Below are 18,567 nucleotides of genomic sequence, written 5' to 3' on the forward strand. Positions count from 1 at the left end.
GGTCCGCAGCCTCATCCAGGCGTGGCTGGAGCGCTGCCCGGTCTACCTGGCACTGCTCAAACCGATGGCGGTACAGACGCAGGTGGAGCTCCGGCGGGGCTAGTCGCCGCCTCCCGGCGGCACCTGCTCCGGCTCAGGCCTTCACGCCGGGCCGGGGCAGACCTTCACGCTCTACGAAGGACCCGGCGCCGCCGGCGCTCGAGTGCCGGGAAGGCGCGCTGGACGTGGTCCTTGAACGCCCGTGCCGCTTCGCTGAGCATGCCCTCCCGGCGGTAGACCAGGTCGACCGGCCGGGTCAGCGGCCGCGCATCACTGATCCGCACCTGGACCAGACGCCCCGTCCGCAGCTCCTCGCGGATGGCCAGCTGGGGCAGCATGGCGATGCCGATGCCCTTCTCGACCATCTTCTTGGCCGCCTCGATGCCCTCCAGCTCCAGCACCGTGTTGGGGAGGAGGCCGCCGCGGCGGAAGAAGCCGGTGATGAGGACCCAGTCGCTGCTCCCCCGGTCGAAGAGCACCAGGGGCTGGGCCGCCGCCTCGGCCAGGCGCACCTCCCGCCGGTGGGCCAGCGGGTGCTCGGGGGGCGCCACCAGGACGATCTCGTCGCGCCCCAGACGGACGGTGTGCACGGCAGGGTGGGCCAGCCCGCGTGCCAGACCGATCTCCGCCTCCTCGTCCAGCACCATGCGCAGGACGTCCCGGGAGTGGCCCGAGCGGATGGCCACACGCACGGCAGGGTGCTCCACGCGGAACCCCTTGACGATCTCCGGCAGGAGGTACGTGGCCACCGAGAGGGCGGCGGCGATGGTCACCAGCCCGCCTTCGCGTGACCGCGCCGCCTCCACCGCCTGCCGCCCTTCGGCCGCGGTCTTGAGGAGCCGCTCGGCCACCGGCAGGAAGATGCTCCCGGCGCGGGTCAGACGCGCGCCGCGGCCCGTCCGCTCGAAGAGGGGCTGGCCCAGGGCCCGCTCCAGCCGCTGGATCCGCGCGCTCACCGACGGCTGGGTGAGGAAGAGGGACTCGGCGGCTTTGGCAAAGCTCCCGTAGGTGGCCACGGCGACGAAGGCCTCAACCTGGGGCAGGTCGATCATGATAGACAACCTCTATAGCATGCATAGAAGAAATCGTCTTCCACTATGAAGCACCGGTCGCCTAGGATGCAAGCCACCACAGGCGCGAGGAGGAAGGGCCATGCGCACCCGTGTCGAGGCGACCGGGAGGAGCCGGGGTCGGACCTGCCCCTGCGGCGGGGTCCTGGCCTCCCGGCTGGAGGAGTGGAGCTGCCAGGTTTGCGGGGCGCCCTGCTGTCCGCGCTGTGCCTTCACCCCTGAGGCCACCACCTTCTGCAGCCGGTGCGCCGGGTCGGCCCCTGCGGCGGACGGCACGGCCTGGAGCCGCCGCACCCCGAGCCGGCCCGCCTGGAGCCCCTCGGACAGGGTGTGGGCGGGGCACCTGCAGCTCAACGGGGCGGGGAGGGACGGCTCATGACGCACGACGCGGTCTCTGACCGCCGCCGGGGTGAGGCTGCCGACCTCGCCCGGGAGTGGGCCTCCGCTCCGCGCTGGCAGGGCATCCGGCGGGACTACACCGCCGAGGACGTTGTGCGCCTGCGCGGCTCGATCCGCATCGACCACACCTGGGCGCGCCTGGCGGCCGAGCGCCTGTGGCACCTGCTGACCACCCGTCCCTACGTGCCGGCATTGGGCGCTCTGACGGCCACCCAGGCGGTGCAGATGGTGAAGGCGGGGCTCCCCGCCATCTACCTGAGCGGCTGGCAGGTGGCCGCGGATGGGAACCTGGGCGAGCAGGTGTACCCCGACCAGAGTCTCTACCCCGCCAACAGCGCCCCGGCGGCCGTACGGCGGATCACCAACGCCCTGCGCCGCGCCGACCAGGTCGACTGGGCGGAGGGGCGGGAAGAGCGGGACTGGCTGGTCCCCGTCATGGCTGACGCGGAGGCCGGCTTTGGCGGACCGCTCAACGCCTATGAGCTCACGCGGGCGCTCATCGAGGCCGGCGCAGCCGGCGTCCACTTCGAAGACCAGCTGGCCTCAGAGAAGAAGTGCGGCCACCTGGGGGGCAAGGTCCTGGTGCCGACCGCGCACTTCATCCGCACGCTCACGGCCGCGCGACTGGCCGCCGACGTGGCCGGGGTGCCCACCGTCCTGATGGCGCGGACCGATGCCCTCTCCGCCACCTTCCTCACGAGCGACGTCGACCCGCGCGACCGGGCCTTCACCACGGGCGAGCGCACTCCCGAGGGCTACCACGTGGTGCGGGCGGGGCTGGAGGCCGCCATCGCCCGGGCGCTGGCCTACGCGCCCTATGCCGACCTGCTCTGGTGCGAGACCGCCCGGCCCGACCTGACGGAGGCGCGGCGCTTCGCCGAGGCGGTGCACCGGGCGTTCCCCGGCAAGCTGCTCGCCTACAACTGCTCCCCGTCCTTCAACTGGCGGCGCCACCTCGACGAGCGGACCGTCGCCCGCTTCCAGCGCGAGCTGGCGGCGATGGGCTACCGGTTCCAGTTCGTGACGCTGGCGGGCTTCCACACGGCCGCGGCGTCGATGTTCGAGCTGGCCCACGCCTTCGCCGCGGAGGGCATGCCGGCCTACGTCCGATGGCAGGAGCGCGAGTTCGAGCTGGAACGGCTGGGGTACACGGCCACGCGGCACCAGCGCGAGGTCGGCACCGGCTACTTCGACCAGGTGGCGCTGGTGATCTCGTCCGGGCGGGCCTCGACGCTGGCGCTGCGCGGGTCCACGGAGGAGGAGCAGTTCGCCACGCTGGGATCGGCGGCACGACCGCCCGAGGCGTGAAGTCGGGCGGTCACTCCTGCGCGGCCTCGGTGCGCAACGCGCGGACGTTGTAAGCCGGCACCGGCCGGGAGAAGCCCTTGAGGACGAGCGGTCCGAGGGGCTCGGCCTCCACCGCCGTCTCGACGTCGGCCAAGACCCGCTGGCTGACCAGGATCTGGCCGGGGGCGGCCTCGTCGCACAGGCGCGAAGCCAGGTTGGTCACGGTGCCGATCGCGGTGTAGTCCATCCGCCACGAGGCCCCCACCGCGCCCAGGGTGGCGAAGCCCTCGGCGATGCCCACGCCGAACCCCAGCGCATGCCCGCGCCGCCGCCACGCCTCCAGCAGCTGCTGGACCCGCTCGCGCATGGCCACCGCCATGCGCACCGCCCGCAGCGCCGGATCGCTCACCGGCACCGGGTCGTTGAAGAAGACCAGGATCCCGTCCCCGACGAACCGCTCCAGCGTGCCGCCGAAGGCGAAGACCACCTCCCCGACGGCACCGTGGTACTCGCGCAAGAGGCCCAACACCTCTTCCGGCTCCGCCGTCTCGGCGAAGGCGGTGAAGCCCCGCAGGTCGCAGAACACGGCCGTGATCTCCCGGCGGTGGCTCTCCAGGAGGCGCTCCTCCCCGGCGGAGACCACCAGTTCGGCCAGCTGGGGCGAGAGGAAGCGACGCAGGCGGCCGACGCGCTCCAGCTGCGCGAGCTGCTCGGCGACGCGCCGCTCCAGCTGCTGGTTCCAGGCCTCGAGCTGCCGGGCCTGCGCCTCCAGCCGGGCCGCCTGCTCCTGCACGGTGTCGTGGAGAGCCTTGATCCGCAGCATCGAGCGCACCCGTGCCACCAGGGCGCTGTGGTCGACCGGCTTGGTCAGGTACTCGTCGGCACCCGCGTCCAGGCCGGCCACGACGTCCTGCGGGTCGCCCCGCGCCGTGACCAGGATGACCGGCAGGAACGGCCGGGCGGGGTCGGCCTTGAGGCGGCGGCACACCTCCAGGCCGTCGAGGCGCGGCATCATGACGTCCAGGAGCAGCAGGTCCGGGGCGTGCTGGCGGGCCGCGGCCAGCGCCTGCTCGCCGTCGGCCGCCGTGAGGATGCGGTAGCCGCTCGCCGCCAGCCGTGTCCCCAGGATCTCCAGGTTGGCGGGGTTGTCGTCGGCGATGAGGATGACCGGCGGCTGGTTCATCGTTCCGGACGGCTCACGGGCTCAGGGGCCCGCTCGATCCGACGGTCCGTGCCGGGCACGGGTGCGGTGGCCCTCACGCCTTGGGGGGCAGGTGCCGGCGGACGAGCGCCAGGAGCTCCCGGGGGTTGTACGGCTTGGCGATGTAGCCGTCGCACCCGGCCTCGAAGGCGCGGGCGTCGTCCCCGCTCAGCGCGTACGAGGTCACGGCGATGATGGGGATGTGGGCCAGCTCCGGCGCGGCCTTGATGCGCCGGGTGGCCCCGTAGCCATCTAGCACCGGGAGCTGGATGTCCATGAGGATCAGGTCGGGCCGGTAGCGCGCGGCGGCGGTCACCCCGTCTTCCCCCGTCGTCGCCTCCAGGACCTCGTAGCCCGCGCTCGTGAGCAGGTCCCGGAGGATGCGACGGTTGTCCTCCTGGTCCTCGACGACGAGAATGCGTCGGGCGGACGCGGCCACCGTTACCCCTCCACACGGATGGGGAGCAGGACCCAGAAGGTCGAGCCCTGCCCGGGTTGCGAGCGCACCCCGAGGCGCCCGCCGTGCAGCGCGACGATCCGTCGCGCAATGGCCAGCCCCAGCCCGGTCCCCCCGGCCTGCCGGGTGCTCGAGCTGTCTACCTGGTGGAACTCCTCGAAAATGCGCTCCTGCTCGCCCTCCGGAATCCCCGGACCGGTGTCGCTGACGGACACCTCCAAGGCGTCCCCGACGACGCGCACGGCCACGCGCACCTCGCCCGCCGGGGTGAACTTCACGGCGTTGCCCACGAGGTTCAGCAGGACCTGCAGGAGGCGCCGCTCGTCCCCGCGCCCCCGGGGCAGCCCCTCGGGGACGACCGCCCGCAGCCCCAGCCCTTTCTCCGCGGCCAGGGGCTCCACCGCCGTGACGGCGCTCTGCACCACGTCGGCCAAGGAGTAGTCGGCGAGGCTCAGGCGCAGCTCGCCGGCCTCGATCTTGGAGAGGTCGAGGACGTCGTTGATCAGGCGGAGGAGGTGGCGGCCGTTCTGCTGGACGCGTGCCAGCACCTCCCGCAGCCGCTCGGGCACCGGCCCGTAGATCTCGTCGAGGACGAGCTCCGTGTACCCCAGGATGGCGTTGAGCGGGGTGCGCAGCTCGTGGCTCATGTTGGCCAGGAACTGGGACTTGTGGCGGTTGGCCACCTCCAGCTCGCGGTTCTTCTCCTCGAGCTGGCGGTTGGCCTCCTGCAGCGCCCGGGTGCGCTCCGCCACCTTGCCCTCCAGCTCGCGGGCGTAGCGGCGGGTGTCCTCGAAGAGCCGGGCGTGCTCGATGGCGATGGCGGCCTGATCGGCCAGGACGGTGAGCAGCTGCCGGTCGACCTCGCCGAACTTGTGCGGCGCCCGGCTGACCACGTAGAGGACGCCCGTCACGCTCCCCTGCACGGTGAGCGGCACGGCGACGTGGGAGCGCGCGCCGATGCCGCGGACCAGCGGCAGGAAAGGACTGTCCGGCACCTCCGTCGGGTAGTCGCCGACGATTAGCGGGCGCCCCGTCCGTGCCACCCGGCCGCCCAGGCCCTCCCCGGGCCGGAAGCGCACCGCCGCCAGCGCCTCGCTCCCCTCGCCGGCCACGGCCCGCATGGCGAAGAGGTCCTGGCCGTCCTCGCGCAGCGCCAGCGCGGCCATGTCGGCGTCGAGCAGGGTGCGGGTCCGGTCGACGATGAGGCGCAGCGTCGGCTGCAGCGCCACCTGGGCGATGATCTCCTGCCCGATCTCGTAGAGGGCGCGCTGCTCGCCAACCTTGCGCTCGATGGCCGCCTGTTGCTCCCCGAGGGCCGCCGCCATCCGGTTGAACGAGTCCGCGAGCACGCCCAGCTCGTCGCGCGTGGTGACGGGGATGGTCACGGCCAGCTGACCGCCGGCCACCAGCCGGGTGCCGCGCACGAGGTCGGCCACGGGACGCACCAGGCGCGCGCTCGTCCAGGCTGAGAGCGCCATCCCCCCCAGGACGAAGAGCCCGCCGAGCGCCAGGCCGGCGAGGCGGGCCCGGGCGATCTCCCGCTGCACCGAGGTGAGGGTGAACCCGATCCGCACACCGCCCAGGCGCTCCCGTTCCGTGTCGAAGAAGGGCTGGGCGGCGTCCAGCACGTTCCCCGGGGCGGTGAACCTGGAGTCGCGGTACTGCAGCAGCGCGGTCGGGCTGCGCACGGCCGGACCGTGGAACGGGTCCGCCGGGACCTGTCGAAAGTGCGGGTTCTCGCGCGTGCCGTCGGCCAGGATCCGGCCCTCGCGGTCGAAGACGTAGGCGTAGACGACCTCGGGGGTGGCCCGCACGTTCTCCAGGTAGGTACGCATCCGGTCGAACCGGCCCGGATCGTAGAAGGAGCCGGCCACGCTCTCCGCCAGCAGCGAGGCCAGCGAGCGGGCGCGGACCTCGAGTTCCCCCTGCACCTCGTGGGCGTAGAACCGCAGCCCCAGGGAGACGAAGAGGACGGTCATGGTCACGACGACGCCGGAGAGGAGGAGGAACAGCCTCGTCCGGAGGCTGATGCGCGGGGTCAACGAAGACGCCATGGGGAGGCCCCGCCGGGGCATTCGTCCCCGATCCCCCCTGCTCCTGGTCTCGGCGGATGTTTCTTCCTCTTCAAGGTCTACTGGAGGCGACGGAGGGGGAACGCGCCGCCGGCCCGCAGAACCTGGGGACCACAGGGCCTACGTCAGCAGACGCGGCGGCGGTGCGCAGCGCTCGCCCCGTGCCCCGCGACCCGACGGGAGGTGAGGACGGTGCGCACCGCTGGACGGACAGCCACACTCCTGGTCGGCATGCTCCTCGTGCTGGCGGCCGGACGCCCCGGTCCGCGAACGGACGCCCAACCGCTGCGACGGCCCACCGTGCGGCTGCTCGCCCCGGCCGAGGGGGCGATCCTGCGGCGCGGACCGGTGCGGGTGGTCATGCGGGTCACGGGCGCCCGCCTGGTCCCGGCCGACGAGACGCACGATGCGGCCACCGGGCACTTCCACCTCTACCTGGACAAGGTGCCGGAGCACGCCGGCCGGCCGATCCCCAAAGGGGTGGACGGCATCTGGCATACGGCCGAGACGGCGTTCGTCACGCCGAACCTCTCCCCGGGCCTGCACACGCTCATCCTCGTCTGGGCGCACGGCGACCACGTCCCCTACGCTCCCTGGGTCTCGGACACAGTGATGTTCGAGGTGCGCTGACGCGGCCGCGTTCCAGGGGTCAGGTGCCCCGCACTGTCGCGGTCCCTCCGTGGCGGTGCCGGGTTTCATCCGCCCGTGCGGGTGGAACAATCCTTCCAATCCCACCCTGGAGAGGGGCGGCGTCATGTACATCGGCATCGGCTCCCTGATCCTCCTGATCCTCATCCTGTGGCTGATCTTTCGCTGAGCGCGCGCCGGAAGGAGGCGACGATGATCTACATCCCCGTAGGCCTGATCCTGCTCATCCTGCTGCTCTGGTGGTTGCTCTGAGCCGCTGCCCTGACCGGGGTGGGGCAACGAGGGCGGCGGACTGACCGTCCCCGCGCCGTTCCGGAGCCGCCCGCGCCCTGGAGCCTTCAATGTTTGAAAGTTGCCACATCGGGTAAACCTCCACCCCAGGGACATCCATGCGCTGGTCTGGAGGGCATCGATGAGGATGCGCACATCCGTGCTGTGCTGTCTTCTGGGGCTGGTGAGCGGGCTGGAGCTGGTGAGCGGCGCGGGGCTGAGCGTGGCTGCGGCGGCACCGGCGACACCGGCGCCGAGCCCCACCCCTGCCATGACACCGTCCCCGGCCCCGGCCTCCCCGCCGGGCACCGTGCCGGGCGAGACCGGGGACGTCGTGGTCGGGGGCGTCATCGTGCTGCGGATCCGCGCTGAGGCCGGCGGGATGTCGGTACAGGAGCGGCTGGTGCAGGTGCGGCGGCGCATCGTGGAGGCGCTCAGCCGCACCCGAGGCACGGCCCCGCCGGTGACGGTCCGGCGGGTCGCCGGTCAGCCCGCCATCTTCGCCGGCGAGGTGCTGATCATCACCGTGGACGCCAACCACGCCCGCCTGAACGGGATGAGCCAGCAGGCGCTGGCCGACCTCTGGGCTGCCCGGTTGCGCGAGGGGTTGGCCAAGGCAGCACCTCAGCCCGTGCCGGGCCTGCGCTCGCCTGGCCCCAGCCCGAGCCCGAGCCCCTGATCGGGGCCTGACGGGCAGGAGGCCGGACCGCTGCGGAGGCGTGCCGGGCGCGGCACGCCTCCGCGGTGTTACGTCCGCTGCCGCCGGCCGGAGGACCGGGGACGGGCATGTCGGGTCCGGGCGGACTCTCGCCGGGCCTGGCGCGCCTTGCGGCGGGCCTCAGACGGAGTCCGGGCCACCTTGCCTCCGGCCGTGGGTGCACGCGGTCGGTCGGTGGAGCGGGGGCGGGTGGTCGGCCCGTGGGCGGCCTGGGGGTCGGACGGCCCGCGCCGTGCCTTCTTCACCCAGCGGTCCCCGCGCTTCTCGCACTCGTGCTTGAGCGCCGCGTAGGCCACCCGGTGGGCGCTCGCGCCTTCCCTTCCCCCGTTCATGAGGAGGGGAAGCGATGAGGCCCGTAGGACCACCACAGGGGAGGGATGTTGCATGGACGCCTACCTGGCGGTGGTGAGCAAGCGCGAGGTGCGACGCTACGCGCCCCGCCCGCTGCCGGACGACCTGCTGCGGCGCATCCTGGAGGCCGGTCGGGCCAGCGGCAGCAGCCGCAACCGACAACCGTGGCGCTTCGTCGTCGTGCGCGACCGGGAGCGCCTGGCCCGGCTGGCCACGCTGCTCAGCCGGCCGGAGAACCTGGCCGGCGCGGCGGCCGGCGTGGCCCTGACGCTCACCCAGCCGCGGGCGCTCTTCGACGCGGGCCGCGCCGCGCAGAACCTCATGGTGGCCGCCTGGGCACTGGGTGTGGGGACCTGTCCCAACACGCCCACCGACGCGGAGGGCGTGCAGCGTCTCCTGGAGGTCCCCGAAGGCCTGACCGTCCCCACCGTCATCTCCATGGGCTTCCCGGCACCGGGCCAGCCCCGCCCGCGCGCGGGGCGCGACCCCGAGGCGATCCTGCGGCGCGTGGACCGCCTGCCGCTCCACGAGATCGCCTTCGCCGAGACCTACGGGAGGCCGCTCGCGTAGCTCCCCGGTCTTCGCCCGGGGCGCGCGCCCCAGGTGAAGCCACCGGGTCCGGAAAGAGGAACCCGCCTCGCTTCCGGCTAATTCTCATAAATGACGAGATCTGTCCACACTGCGGACAAAGCAACGCTCACCCGCCTGGTTGCGGAGACTGGCGTCCCCGCGCCGTCACCGCCCAGGCTGGATGTGGAGGCCGCACCGGCAGCGGGCGGACCCCCTACTAAGGAGGGCAGCGGTGGAGCTTGAGGGACGGGTGGCCCTGGTCACCGGCGCGGCCACGGGCATCGGACGCGCCACGGCGCTGGCGCTGGCGGCCGCCGGGGCGGCAGGGGTCGTGGTGACCTACCGGTCGGCCGCATCCGCGGCGGCGGAGGCCGTGGAGGCCGTACGCGCCCGCGGGGCGGAGGCGCTGGCGGTGCAGGCGGACGTGCGGGATGACGGCGCGGTGCGGGCGATGGTGGCCCAGGTGGAGCGGCGCTTCGGCCGCCTCGACGTCCTGGTGAACAACGCCGGCACGACGCGCTGGATCCCGCTCCCCGACCTGGAAGCGCTCACCGACGAGGTCTGGCAGGAGATCCTGGACGTCAACCTGCTGGGCGCCTTCCGCTGCACGCGGGCGGCGGCGCCGCTGCTGGCCGAGGCCGGCGGAGTGGTGGTGAACGTCGCCTCGGTCTCCGGCGTGCTCGCCCCGGCCACGATGTCCTCCATCCCCTATGGCGTGGCCAAGGCGGGGCTCGTCCACCTCACCCGACTGCTGGCGGTGGCGCTGGCCCCGCGCGTGCGCGTGAACGCTGTGGCCCCGGCCTTCACCGACACCGGGTGGATGCGCGACCACTTTGGGGAGGCGTATGCGGAGACCGTCGAGCGCGCTGCCGCCCGCTACCCGCTGCGGCGCATCGCCACCCCCGAGGACGTGGCCGCCGCCATCCTGGGCCTGGTGCGGGGCGGCGATTTCGTCACGGGGCAGACGCTGCTGGTGGACGGGGGGCTGAGCCTGGAATGAGGCCGGGCGGGCGCGGGTGGAGCCCGCGCGGCGCCCGTCGCGCGGGGTGAGGTGCACGGTCGCGGCGGCAGCTCGACGGCGGACGAGGTGAGGAGGCGATGCCGGTCCAGTCGGTCGAACGCGTGATCACCCTGCTCGAGGCCCTGGCCCGGGCGGGCGGCCCGGTGCAGGTGCGCGAGCTCAGCGCGCAGGTGGGCCTGCCCCGGCCCACCGTCTACCGCCTCCTGGAGACGCTCACCCGGCACGGGTTCGCCGTCTCCGCAGACGGCGGCTTCACGCTGGGCCCGCGAATCCTCTCGCTGGCCGCCCAGCGCCTGGAGCAGATCGAGCTGCGCGCGGTGGGCCGCCCCGTGCTGGAGGCGTTGCGGGACGCCACCGGCGAGACGGTCCACCTGGCGGTGCTGGAGCAGGGCCAGGTCGTCTACATCGACAAGCTGGAGTCGCCCGGCCCGCTGCGCATGGCCTCGGCCGTGGGGAAGATCATGCCGGCCCACTCCACGGCGCTGGGGAAGGCCATGCTCGCCCTCCAGCCCCCGGACGTGGTCGAGGCGGTGATCGCCCGCCACGGCCTGCCCCGCCGGACACCCAACACGATCACCGACCGGACCCGCCTGCTGGAGGAGCTGGCCCAGGTGCGCGCGCGCGGCTTCGCCATCGACAACGTGGAGAACGAGGAGGGGATCCGCTGCGTGGGCGCGGCGGTCCTCGACCACCGCGGCCGCGTCGCCGGCGCGGTGAGCCTGTCGGGAGCGGCCACGAGCATCACGCTGGAGCGGGCGCGGCGCGAGCTGGGGCCGCGCGTGCGCGAGGCAGCTCAGGCGATCTCCCGGGCGCTCGGGTGGACGGCGGGACGAGAGGGAGCGCGGTGACGTGCCTGACGTGGTCGCCCTGGGTGAACCGCTGGTGGAGTTCGTCGCCCTGGAGCGGGGCGCGCTGGGAGAGGTCCGCACCTTCCTGCGGGGCTTTGGCGGGGACACCGCCAACTTCGCGGTGGCCGCGGCCCGCCTGGGAGCGCGGGCAGGCTACATCACGCGTGTGGGCGACGACGAGTTCGGCCGCGCCTGCCAGGCCCTGTGGCGGCAGGAGGGCGTCGACACCCGGGGGGTGATCGTCGAGCCGGGAGGGACCACCGGCATCTACTTCATCGCGCTGGACCGCGACGGCCGTCACACCTTCACCTACTACCGGGCCGGATCGGCGGCCAGCCGCCTGCGCCCGGCGGATATCGACCCCGCATACCTGGTGGAGGCGCGGTGCTTCCACACGAGCGGCATCACGCAGGCGATCTCCGAGGGGGCCCGCGCCGCCGCAGACGAGGCGATGGCCCGTGCCCGGGCCTTGGGAGTGACCGTCACCTACGACCTGAACGTGCGGCCCCGGCTGCACCCGGTGGCGGAGCTGCGCGACATCGTCGACGCCGCCCTGAGGCGGGCCCACATCGCCTTCCTGAGCAGCGAGGATGCCGAGTACCTCTTCCCCGGGGCGCCCCCGGAGACCGTCATGGAGCAGCTGCTCACCTGCGGACCGGACCTCGTCGTGCTGAAACGCGGCCCGCTGGGCTGTCTCGTGCGCACGGCGACGGGCGAGGTGGTGGACGCACCCGGGTGGCCGGTGACGCCGGTGGACGCCACCGGTGCCGGGGACGCCTTCGACGCCGCCTTCGTGGTGGAGCGGCTGCGGGGTCGAAACCTGGAGGAGGCGGCCAGATTTGCCAACGCGGTGGGCGCACTGACCACGCAAGGACTGGGAGCCATCGCGGCCCTCCCGACCCGGGAGGCGGTGGAGGCCTTCGTGCACCGGCGCGAGGAGGAAGTGGCCCCATGAGAGGGGGAGCGGAATTGAGCCCGTTCGGCTATGTGCTGGAGCGTGGTGTGTTTGCCGTGCTGCGGCTGGACGCCCCCGACCGGGCGCTTCCCCTGGCCGAGGCGATCGCCGCCGGCGGGGTGCGGGGCATCGAGTTCACCTGTACCACCCCGCAGGCCCTCACCCTGCTGGAACCGGCGCGCGCCCGCCTGGAAGGGCGCGCGCTGGTGGGGATGGGCACCGTCACCGACGGCCAGCAGGCCCGGGAGGCGGTGGCGGCGGGCGCGGCCTTCCTGGTCACCCCCACCCTCTCCTGGGAGGTGGTGGAGGTCGCGCAGGAGCGCGGCGTGCCGGTGATGATGGGCGCCTTCTCCCCCACCGAGGTGCTGGCCGCCTGGCGCGCGGGGGCGGACCTGGTGAAGGTCTTCCCCGCCCGCATCGGCGGGCCGGCCTACCTGCGCGACCTGCTGGCCCCGCTGCCCGACCTGCGCCTCGTCCCCTCCGGGGGGGTGGACGTGGAGTCCGCTCCGGCCTACATCCGGGCGGGCGCGGTGGCGGTGGCGGTGGGCGGGGCGCTGGTGGACCGGGCGCTGGTGGCCCGCGGCGCCTGGGCGGAGATCACGGCACGGGCGCACGCGCTGGTCGAGGCGGTCGCCCGTGCGCGGACGGAGGGGGCCCAGGCGGGGGTGGGAGGGACGTGAAGCGAGGCGGCATCCTGCACCCGGAGCTGCTGGCGGTCATCGCCCGCCTGGGGCATACCGACCGCCTGGTCATCGCCGACAGCGGGCTCCCCATTCCCCCGTCGGTGACGCGCGTCGACCTGGCCCTGGTGGCCGGCGTCCCCTCCTTCCTGCAGACCCTTGAGGCGGTGCTCCACGAGCTGGCGGTGGAGGGCGCCGTGGTCGCCGAAGAGATGGGTACGCGCAGCCCGCACGTGCTGGAGGCGGTGCGCCGCCTGCTCGGTGCGGTGCCGCTGACCTTCGTCCCGCACGAGGCGTTCAAGGCCCAGCTCCCGGCGGTGCGCGCCGTCGTGCGCACCGGCGAGCAGACCCCCTACGCGAACATCATCCTCATCGCCGGCGTCACGTTCTGATGGCGGGAGTCTGCCGCTCATCCTCCGGCGAGCGCCCGGGCGGCGGCCGCGCGCAGGCGCACCAGCGAAACGGCCAGAGGCTGGTCGGGCAGGAAGAGGCCCGTCGATCCCCCCACCAGCACGCGCGCCCCCGCCGCCACCAGCGGGCCGACGGTGCGGGGATTGACGTTCCCGTCCACCTCCACCAACGCCCCCGACCCGGTGCGGCGGAGGAGGGCCGCCACCGCAGCCACGCGCCGGGCCGCGCCGGGCACCATGGGCCGGCCGGCGAACCCCGGCCGGACGGTCATGACCAGGACGCGGCTCACCAGGTCCAGGACCGGCTCGACGAGGGCGGGCGGCGTCTGCGGGTTGAGGGCCACGCCCGCTGCCATGCCGGCGGCCCGGACGGCCTCGACCGTCCGGCGCAACCTCCCGCGTGACTCCACGTGCACCAGGCAGAGCGCGCAGCCCGCCCGGGCGAGGGCGGGCAGGAGCGGCCGCGGGTCCCGGACCATCAGGTGGGCTTCGAAGGGCCGGGTGGTCAGGGGGCGCAGGGCCGCCACCACCGGCGGCCCGAGGACGATGTTGGGGACGAACAGGCCGTCCATGATGTCGACGTGGAAACCGTCCACTCCCGCCGCCTCCAGGGCACGGACCGCCGCGCCCAGCGCCGTCAGGTCGGCGCACATCAGCGAGGCCACCACCTGGACTGTCCCTCCCTGTGCCTCCACCGTGCCCTCCCGTCCCGCCGGCCCCCGGCGGGTCCGAGGGGGACCCGCCGGGCTGAAAGAAACCTTCGTTAGCGCAGGCTGGAAACTGGAAGGAATTTTCGCGAACGCCTGCGAACCTTCCCTGTCGAACAGCCCCACGCCGATCCGACGGGTGTCCCATGGCGGTCCGCGCGCGCTCGCCGGGCAACGCTTGCCTCCTGCGCATCGAGCGGAGCACCGCCGCCATGCGCCCCACCGAGCGCCGGGTCGCGGACTACATCCGCACCCACCCCGAAGAGGTCATCCGGCTCTCCGTCACCGCGCTGGCCGAGGTGGCCCAGGCCAGTGAAGCCACCGTGGTGCGCCTCTGCCAGCGGCTGGGCTACCAGGGGTACCAGGAGCTGAAGATCGCCCTGGCCCGCGAACTGGCCAACCCGCTGGCGCTCATCCACGAGGACATCCAGGAGGGCGACGGCCCCCGGGCGGTGATCGCCAAGGTCTTCGCCTCCCACCTCCAGACCCTGGAGCTGACCCGCCGCACCCTCGACCCGCGCGCCCTGGCCCGGGCGGCCCAGGCGCTGGCGGAGGCGCGGCGGGTGGAGATCTTCGCCCTGGGCACCTCGGTGCCCATCGCCCTCGACCTGCACGGCAAGGTCCTCCGCATCGGCGTGCCCAGCACCGTCACCGCCGACGCCCACCTGATGGCGGTGGCCGCCCGCCAGCTGGGCCGGCGGGACGTGGCGGTGGGGATCTCCCACTCCGGGGCCAGCCGCGACGTCGTGGACGCCGTGCGCGCCGCCCGCCTGGGCGGGGCGACGACGATCGCCCTCACGAACTTCGGCCGCTCCCCGCTCACCCGGGTGGCGGAGATCCGCCTCTTCACCGCCTCCCAGGAGACGCGCTTCCGCAGCGAGCCGCTGGTCTCGCGGCTGGCCCAGATGGCCGTGGTGGACGCACTCTTCGTGGCCGTGGCGCTGCAGAACCCGGCGGCGGCGGTGCGGCACATGCGCACGGTGGAGGAGGCGCTGGTGGACAAGAAGCGGCACTGACCCCACGGCCGCCCGGTGCCGTCGGGAGGGCCCGGCCCGAGGAGGTGGTGGCAGATGCGATCGCCGGAGATCGTCGAGCCGACACCCGCAGCGGTGGAGCGCGCCCTCGACAGCGGCGACGGCCTCCTGCGCCTGGCGCCCACCTGGGTGCCGCGCTCCTTCCTCGTCCCGGGGCGGCGCCTGAAGCTCCACCCGCGGGACGTCTACGCCCTGGGCGCCCACCGCGGCGGCATCGACGAGCGCTGGCTGGGCTCGACCATCCCGGCGGCCAACGAGGGCGCCCCGCCGGACGAGGGGCTCTCCTACGTGGTCGGCCCGGACGGCCGCTTCACCCTGCGCGACGCCATCGCCGTGGCCGGCGAACGCATCATCGGCCGGGAGGTGATGGCCCGCTACGGCGGGTGGCCGGTCTACGCCAAGTTCTTCGACAACCTCGGGCCCATCCCGCACCACCTCCACCAGCGGGCGGCCCACGCGGCCGCCGTGGGACGGGCCCCCAAGCCCGAGGCCTACTATTTCCCGCCGCAGCTGAACGCCCAGGAGCACCGGTTCCCCTACACCTTCTTCGGGCTGGAGCCCGGCACCACGCGCGAGGCGTTGCGGCGCTGCCTCGAGCGGTGGGCGGAAGGCGACAACGGCGTGCTGGAGCTCTCGCGCGCCTACCGCCTGCGGCCGGGCACCGGCTGGCTGGTGCCGGCAGGGATCCTGCACGCTCCCGGGACGCTGGTCACCTACGAACCGCAATGGGCCTCCGACGTCTTCGCCATGTTCCAGTCCATGGTGGAGGACCGCCCCGTCCCCTGGAGCCTGCTGGTGAAGGACGTCCCGCCGGAGCACCACCAGGACCTCGACTACCTGGTCGACCTGGTGGACTGGGAGGCCAACCTCGACCCCGCCTTCAAGGCCCATCACTACCTGGAGCCCATCCCCGTCGCCCCCAGCGCCTCCGAGGGTTACGTGGACCGCTGGGTGGTCTACGGCCGCATCGACGGCCAGGCCCTGCTGCTGGCACGCGAGCTGACCGTGCGCCCCGGGGCCTCCCTCGTGCTGCGCGACGGGGCCGCCTCCTGTCTCGTAGCGGTGCAGGGGCGCGGGACCCTGAACGGCCAGCCCGTGGAGACGCCGATCGTGATCCGCTACGGCGAGCTGACCTGGGACGAGTGGTTCGTCAGCGCGGCGGCTGCGCAGGCCGGTGTGACCGTGCGGAACACCGGCAGCGAGGACCTGGTCCTGTTGCGCTACTTCGGTCCGGAGACGCTCCCGGACGTCCCGGAGGTGGGGACGGCGCGGTGAGCCTGGCCGCCGCGCCCCTGCCTGCGGTCCCCGCCGTGGAGGTGCGCGGCGTGAGCAAGGCCTTCCCCGGCGTGCGTGCGCTCGACGGGGTGAGCCTGCGCATCCGCGGCGGCACCGTCCATGCCATCGTGGGGGAGAACGGGGCCGGCAAGTCCACGCTGATCAAGATCCTCACGGGCGTCTACCGGCCGGACGGGGGTGAGATCCTGGTGGACGGCCGCCCGGTCGTGATCGACAGCCCGGCGGCGGCGCGCCGCCTGGGCCTGGCGGCGATCTACCAGGAGCTCACCCTGGTCCCGGAGATGACCGTAGCCGAGAACATTGCGCTGGGCCGCTTCCCGGCCCGCCTGGGCGTGGTGGACCGGCGGCGGCTGGAGGCCCGCGCCCGCGAGGCGTTGGCCCTGCTGGGCGAGCCCATCGACCCGCGCCTCCCGGTGCGCCGCCTCTCCGTGGCGCGGCAGCAGATGGTGGCCGTGGCCAAGGCCCTGGCCGCGGAGGCCCGCATCCTGATCATGGACGAGCCCACCGCCGCCCTCCCCCAGCGTGAGATCGCCCGGCTCTTCCGCGTCATCCGGCGGCTGCGCGACCAGGGGGTCACCTTCATCTACATCAGCCACCGGCTGGAGGAGATCTTCGAGATCGCCGACCACGTGACCGTGCTGCGCGACGGCCGGGTGGTGGGGGACCTCCCCGTGGCTGAGGCGGACGGAGACCGCATCGTCGCCCTGATGATCGGCCGCCAGCTCCACGAGTTCTTCCCCCGCGAGCGCCACACCCCGGGGGAGGAGGTGCTGCGCGTGGAGGGCCTCTCCGCTCCGCCGCGCGTCGTCGACGTCAGCTTCACCCTGCGGCGCGGGGAGATCCTCGGCCTGGCCGGGATGGTCGGCTCCGGGCGCACGGAGCTGGTGCGGGCCCTCTTCGGCGCCGACCCCGTGGCGGGCGGGCGCGTCCTCCTGGAGGGCCGGCCGGTGCGCTTCCGCTCGCCGCGCCAGGCCATCGCGCAGGGGGTGGGCCTGCTGCCGGAGGAGCGCAAGGGACAGGGGCTCGTCCTCGCCCTCAGCCTGCGCGACAACATCTCCCTGGCCGTACTCGACCGCCTCGCCCGCCTGGGCGTGATCCAGGCGGCCCGGCAGACGCGCCTCGTGGCCGACCTGGTGCGCCGCCTGGACATCCGCACGCCGGGCCTGGAGCAACCGGTGATGTACCTGAGCGGGGGCAACCAGCAGAAGACGGTGCTGGCCCGCTGGCTGGCCCGCCGCTGCCGCGTGCTGATCTTCGACGAGCCCACCCGCGGGATCGACGTGGGGGCGAAGGCGGAGATCTACCGGCTGATGAGCGCCATCTGCCGGGAGGGCGGGGCCATCATCATGGTCTCCTCCGACCTCCCGGAGCTGCTCTCCATGAGCGACCGCATCCTGGTCATGCGCCAGGGGCGCGTGGTGGGGGAGCTGCATCGGGAGGAGGCCAGCGAGGAGCGCGTCCTCAACCTGGCCCTGGGCGTGGAAGCCGGCGAGGCCGGAGGAGGGGTGGATGGCGGAGCCGTCGTCGGTGGGTAAGGGGGCGGCGCTGCCGGCGGCGGAGCGGCGTCCGGCGCCCACGCCGGGGGAGGCCCTCCTGGCCGTGTGGGACCGTTACGGCATCCTCATCGCCCTGCTGGTCGTCTCCCTGACCATCGGGGCGCTGGAGCCGGTCTTCTTCTCCCCCATCAACATCCTCAACGTCGTCCGCCAGATCTCCATCATCGGCATCATCGCCGTGGGCGAGACGATGGTCATCCTGCTGGGCGGCATCGACCTGTCGGTGGGCTCGGTGGTGGCCTTCACGGGCGCGGTGGCGGCCACGCTGATGGTGCCGCTGGCCCAGCCCATCCCCCTGGCTGCAGCCGCGGCGCTGCTGGTCGGGTTGGCCATCGGCTTCCTGAACGGCTTCGTCAGCCGCAAGGGCGGCATGCACCCGTTCATCGTCACCCTGGGGACGCTCAGCGTCTGCCGCGGGCTGACGCTCATCCTGGCGGGCGGGCGTCCCATCTCCGGGCTGCCCGAGGCCTTCCTGTGGCTGGGCGGCGGGGAGGTGGGCCCCATCCCCGTCCCCGTCATCCTCTTCCTCGGCCTGGTGGTCCTGGCCGGCTTCGTCCTGCGGCGGACCACCTTCGGCCGCAGTATCTACGCCATCGGCGGCAACGAGGAGGCGGCGCGGCTCTCCGGGGTGGCGGTGGACCGCATCTACATCGCCACCTTCGCGCTGGCCGGGCTGCTGTCGGGGCTCGCCGGGCTCGTCCTCACCTCCCGGCTGAACTCGGCGGAGCTGGTAGCCGGGCAGGGCTACGAGCTGGACGTCATCGCGGCGGTCGTCATCGGCGGCACCAGCCTCTTCGGCGGCGTGGGCTCGGTGTACGGGACGCTGGTCGGGGCGCTGCTCATCGGGGTGATCTCCAACGGGCTCAACCTGCTCGGCGTCTCCTCGTACTGGCAGCTGGTCGTGAAGGGGCTGGTGATCGTCGTGGCGGCCCTCATCGACAACCTCAAGCGCCGGTTCCGCCGTTAGCCGACCGGCCG

The 18,567-nt window shown here is 73.6% G+C and carries 18 protein-coding genes and 1 pseudogene; 13 read left to right on the top strand and 6 right to left on the bottom strand.

Annotated features, from left to right (window positions below; genetic code table 11):
- Nucleotides 1-164: 164 nt before the first annotated feature.
- Entirely contained in the window at nt 165-1,091 is a 927-nt protein-coding gene (locus tag RB146_05365; GenBank protein MDQ7828409.1) for a LysR family transcriptional regulator, read from the bottom strand.
- Between the two features lie 393 nt (nt 1,092-1,484).
- Between RB146_05365 and aceA the strand changes: the two genes are divergently transcribed.
- On the top strand, nt 1,485-2,816 hold the full coding sequence (aceA, locus tag RB146_05370; GenBank protein ID MDQ7828410.1) for an isocitrate lyase: 1,332 nt from the start codon (nt 1,485-1,487) through the stop codon (nt 2,814-2,816).
- Nucleotides 2,817-2,826: 10 nt separating this feature from the next.
- Here the strand turns inward: aceA and RB146_05375 are convergent, their stop codons facing one another.
- The 3 genes from RB146_05375 to RB146_05385 all read right to left on the bottom strand — a co-directional run bounded on the left by RB146_05375 (nt 2,827) and on the right by RB146_05385 (nt 6,507).
- Entirely contained in the window at nt 2,827-3,978 is a 1,152-nt protein-coding gene (locus RB146_05375; protein ID MDQ7828411.1) for a response regulator, read from the bottom strand.
- Between the two features lie 73 nt (nt 3,979-4,051).
- Nucleotides 4,052-4,435 (bottom strand): response regulator, encoded by a 384-nt coding sequence (locus RB146_05380; protein ID MDQ7828412.1) that lies wholly within the window; start codon nt 4,433-4,435, stop codon nt 4,052-4,054.
- Nucleotides 4,436-4,437: 2 nt separating this feature from the next.
- Nucleotides 4,438-6,507 (bottom strand): ATP-binding protein, encoded by a 2,070-nt coding sequence (locus RB146_05385; GenBank protein MDQ7828413.1) that lies wholly within the window; start codon nt 6,505-6,507, stop codon nt 4,438-4,440.
- 210 nt (nt 6,508-6,717) lie between these two features.
- Between RB146_05385 and RB146_05390 the strand changes: the two genes are divergently transcribed.
- Nucleotides 6,718-7,155 carry a DUF4399 domain-containing protein gene (locus RB146_05390; protein MDQ7828414.1) on the top strand — a complete coding sequence of 146 codons (438 nt, stop codon included), beginning with the start codon at nt 6,718-6,720 and terminating at the stop codon, nt 7,153-7,155.
- A gap of 436 nt (nt 7,156-7,591) precedes the next feature.
- Nucleotides 7,592-8,122 (top strand): hypothetical protein, encoded by a 531-nt coding sequence (locus tag RB146_05395; GenBank protein ID MDQ7828415.1) that lies wholly within the window; start codon nt 7,592-7,594, stop codon nt 8,120-8,122.
- Nucleotides 8,123-8,361: 239 nt separating this feature from the next.
- On the opposite strand, the pseudogene RB146_05400 reads toward RB146_05395, so the two are convergent.
- A pseudogene (locus RB146_05400) lies at nt 8,362-8,478 on the bottom strand (cation transport regulator ChaB).
- Nucleotides 8,479-8,545: 67 nt separating this feature from the next.
- Here RB146_05400 and RB146_05405 point away from each other — a divergent pair.
- From RB146_05405 to rbsD, 6 genes are all read left to right on the top strand, one after another.
- Nucleotides 8,546-9,082: a nitroreductase family protein gene (locus RB146_05405; protein MDQ7828416.1), complete on the top strand. Its 537-nt coding sequence runs from the start codon at nt 8,546-8,548 to the stop codon at nt 9,080-9,082.
- A 232-nt stretch (nt 9,083-9,314) separates the two neighbouring features.
- Nucleotides 9,315-10,082, top strand: coding sequence for an SDR family oxidoreductase (locus tag RB146_05410; protein ID MDQ7828417.1), 768 nt, complete (start codon nt 9,315-9,317; stop codon nt 10,080-10,082).
- A gap of 98 nt (nt 10,083-10,180) precedes the next feature.
- Entirely contained in the window at nt 10,181-10,951 is a 771-nt protein-coding gene (locus RB146_05415) for an IclR family transcriptional regulator (GenBank protein MDQ7828418.1), read from the top strand.
- A 1-nt stretch (nt 10,952) separates the two neighbouring features.
- Complete coding sequence (locus RB146_05420) at nt 10,953-11,906, top strand: sugar kinase (GenBank protein ID MDQ7828419.1); 954 nt, start codon at nt 10,953-10,955, stop codon at nt 11,904-11,906.
- On the top strand, nt 11,903-12,586 hold the full coding sequence (eda, locus tag RB146_05425) for a bifunctional 4-hydroxy-2-oxoglutarate aldolase/2-dehydro-3-deoxy-phosphogluconate aldolase (protein ID MDQ7828420.1): 684 nt from the start codon (nt 11,903-11,905) through the stop codon (nt 12,584-12,586). The genes RB146_05420 and eda overlap by 4 nt, the downstream gene beginning before the upstream one ends.
- Nucleotides 12,583-12,978 (top strand): D-ribose pyranase, encoded by a 396-nt coding sequence (gene rbsD / locus RB146_05430; protein ID MDQ7828421.1) that lies wholly within the window; start codon nt 12,583-12,585, stop codon nt 12,976-12,978. Before eda ends, rbsD begins: the two co-directional genes overlap by 4 nt.
- A 17-nt stretch (nt 12,979-12,995) precedes the next feature.
- Here rbsD and RB146_05435 read toward each other — a convergent pair whose 3' ends face one another.
- Nucleotides 12,996-13,691 carry a ribulose-phosphate 3-epimerase gene (locus RB146_05435; protein MDQ7828422.1) on the bottom strand — a complete coding sequence of 232 codons (696 nt, stop codon included), beginning with the start codon at nt 13,689-13,691 and terminating at the stop codon, nt 12,996-12,998.
- A gap of 158 nt (nt 13,692-13,849) precedes the next feature.
- Between RB146_05435 and RB146_05440 the strand changes: the two genes are divergently transcribed.
- Genes RB146_05440 through RB146_05455 form a run of 4 tightly spaced genes read left to right on the top strand, consistent with a single transcriptional unit; the run spans nt 13,850 to nt 18,556 of the window.
- Nucleotides 13,850-14,719, top strand: a complete 870-nt coding sequence (locus RB146_05440) for a MurR/RpiR family transcriptional regulator (protein MDQ7828423.1) — start codon at nt 13,850-13,852, stop codon at nt 14,717-14,719.
- Nucleotides 14,720-14,773: 54 nt separating this feature from the next.
- The gene (locus RB146_05445) at nt 14,774-16,012 is read left to right on the top strand and encodes a hypothetical protein (protein ID MDQ7828424.1); all 1,239 of its coding nucleotides are present in this window, start codon (nt 14,774-14,776) and stop codon (nt 16,010-16,012) included.
- The gene (locus RB146_05450; GenBank protein MDQ7828425.1) at nt 16,009-17,568 is read left to right on the top strand and encodes a sugar ABC transporter ATP-binding protein; all 1,560 of its coding nucleotides are present in this window, start codon (nt 16,009-16,011) and stop codon (nt 17,566-17,568) included. The genes RB146_05445 and RB146_05450 overlap by 4 nt, the downstream gene beginning before the upstream one ends.
- Nucleotides 17,543-18,556 carry an ABC transporter permease gene (locus tag RB146_05455; GenBank protein MDQ7828426.1) on the top strand — a complete coding sequence of 338 codons (1,014 nt, stop codon included), beginning with the start codon at nt 17,543-17,545 and terminating at the stop codon, nt 18,554-18,556. The genes RB146_05450 and RB146_05455 overlap by 26 nt, the downstream gene beginning before the upstream one ends.
- Nucleotides 18,557-18,567: the final 11 nt, after the last annotated feature.

Source organism: Armatimonadota bacterium (assembly GCA_031081585.1).
GTDB lineage: Bacteria > Sysuimicrobiota > Sysuimicrobiia > Sysuimicrobiales > Humicultoraceae > Geohabitans > Geohabitans tengchongensis.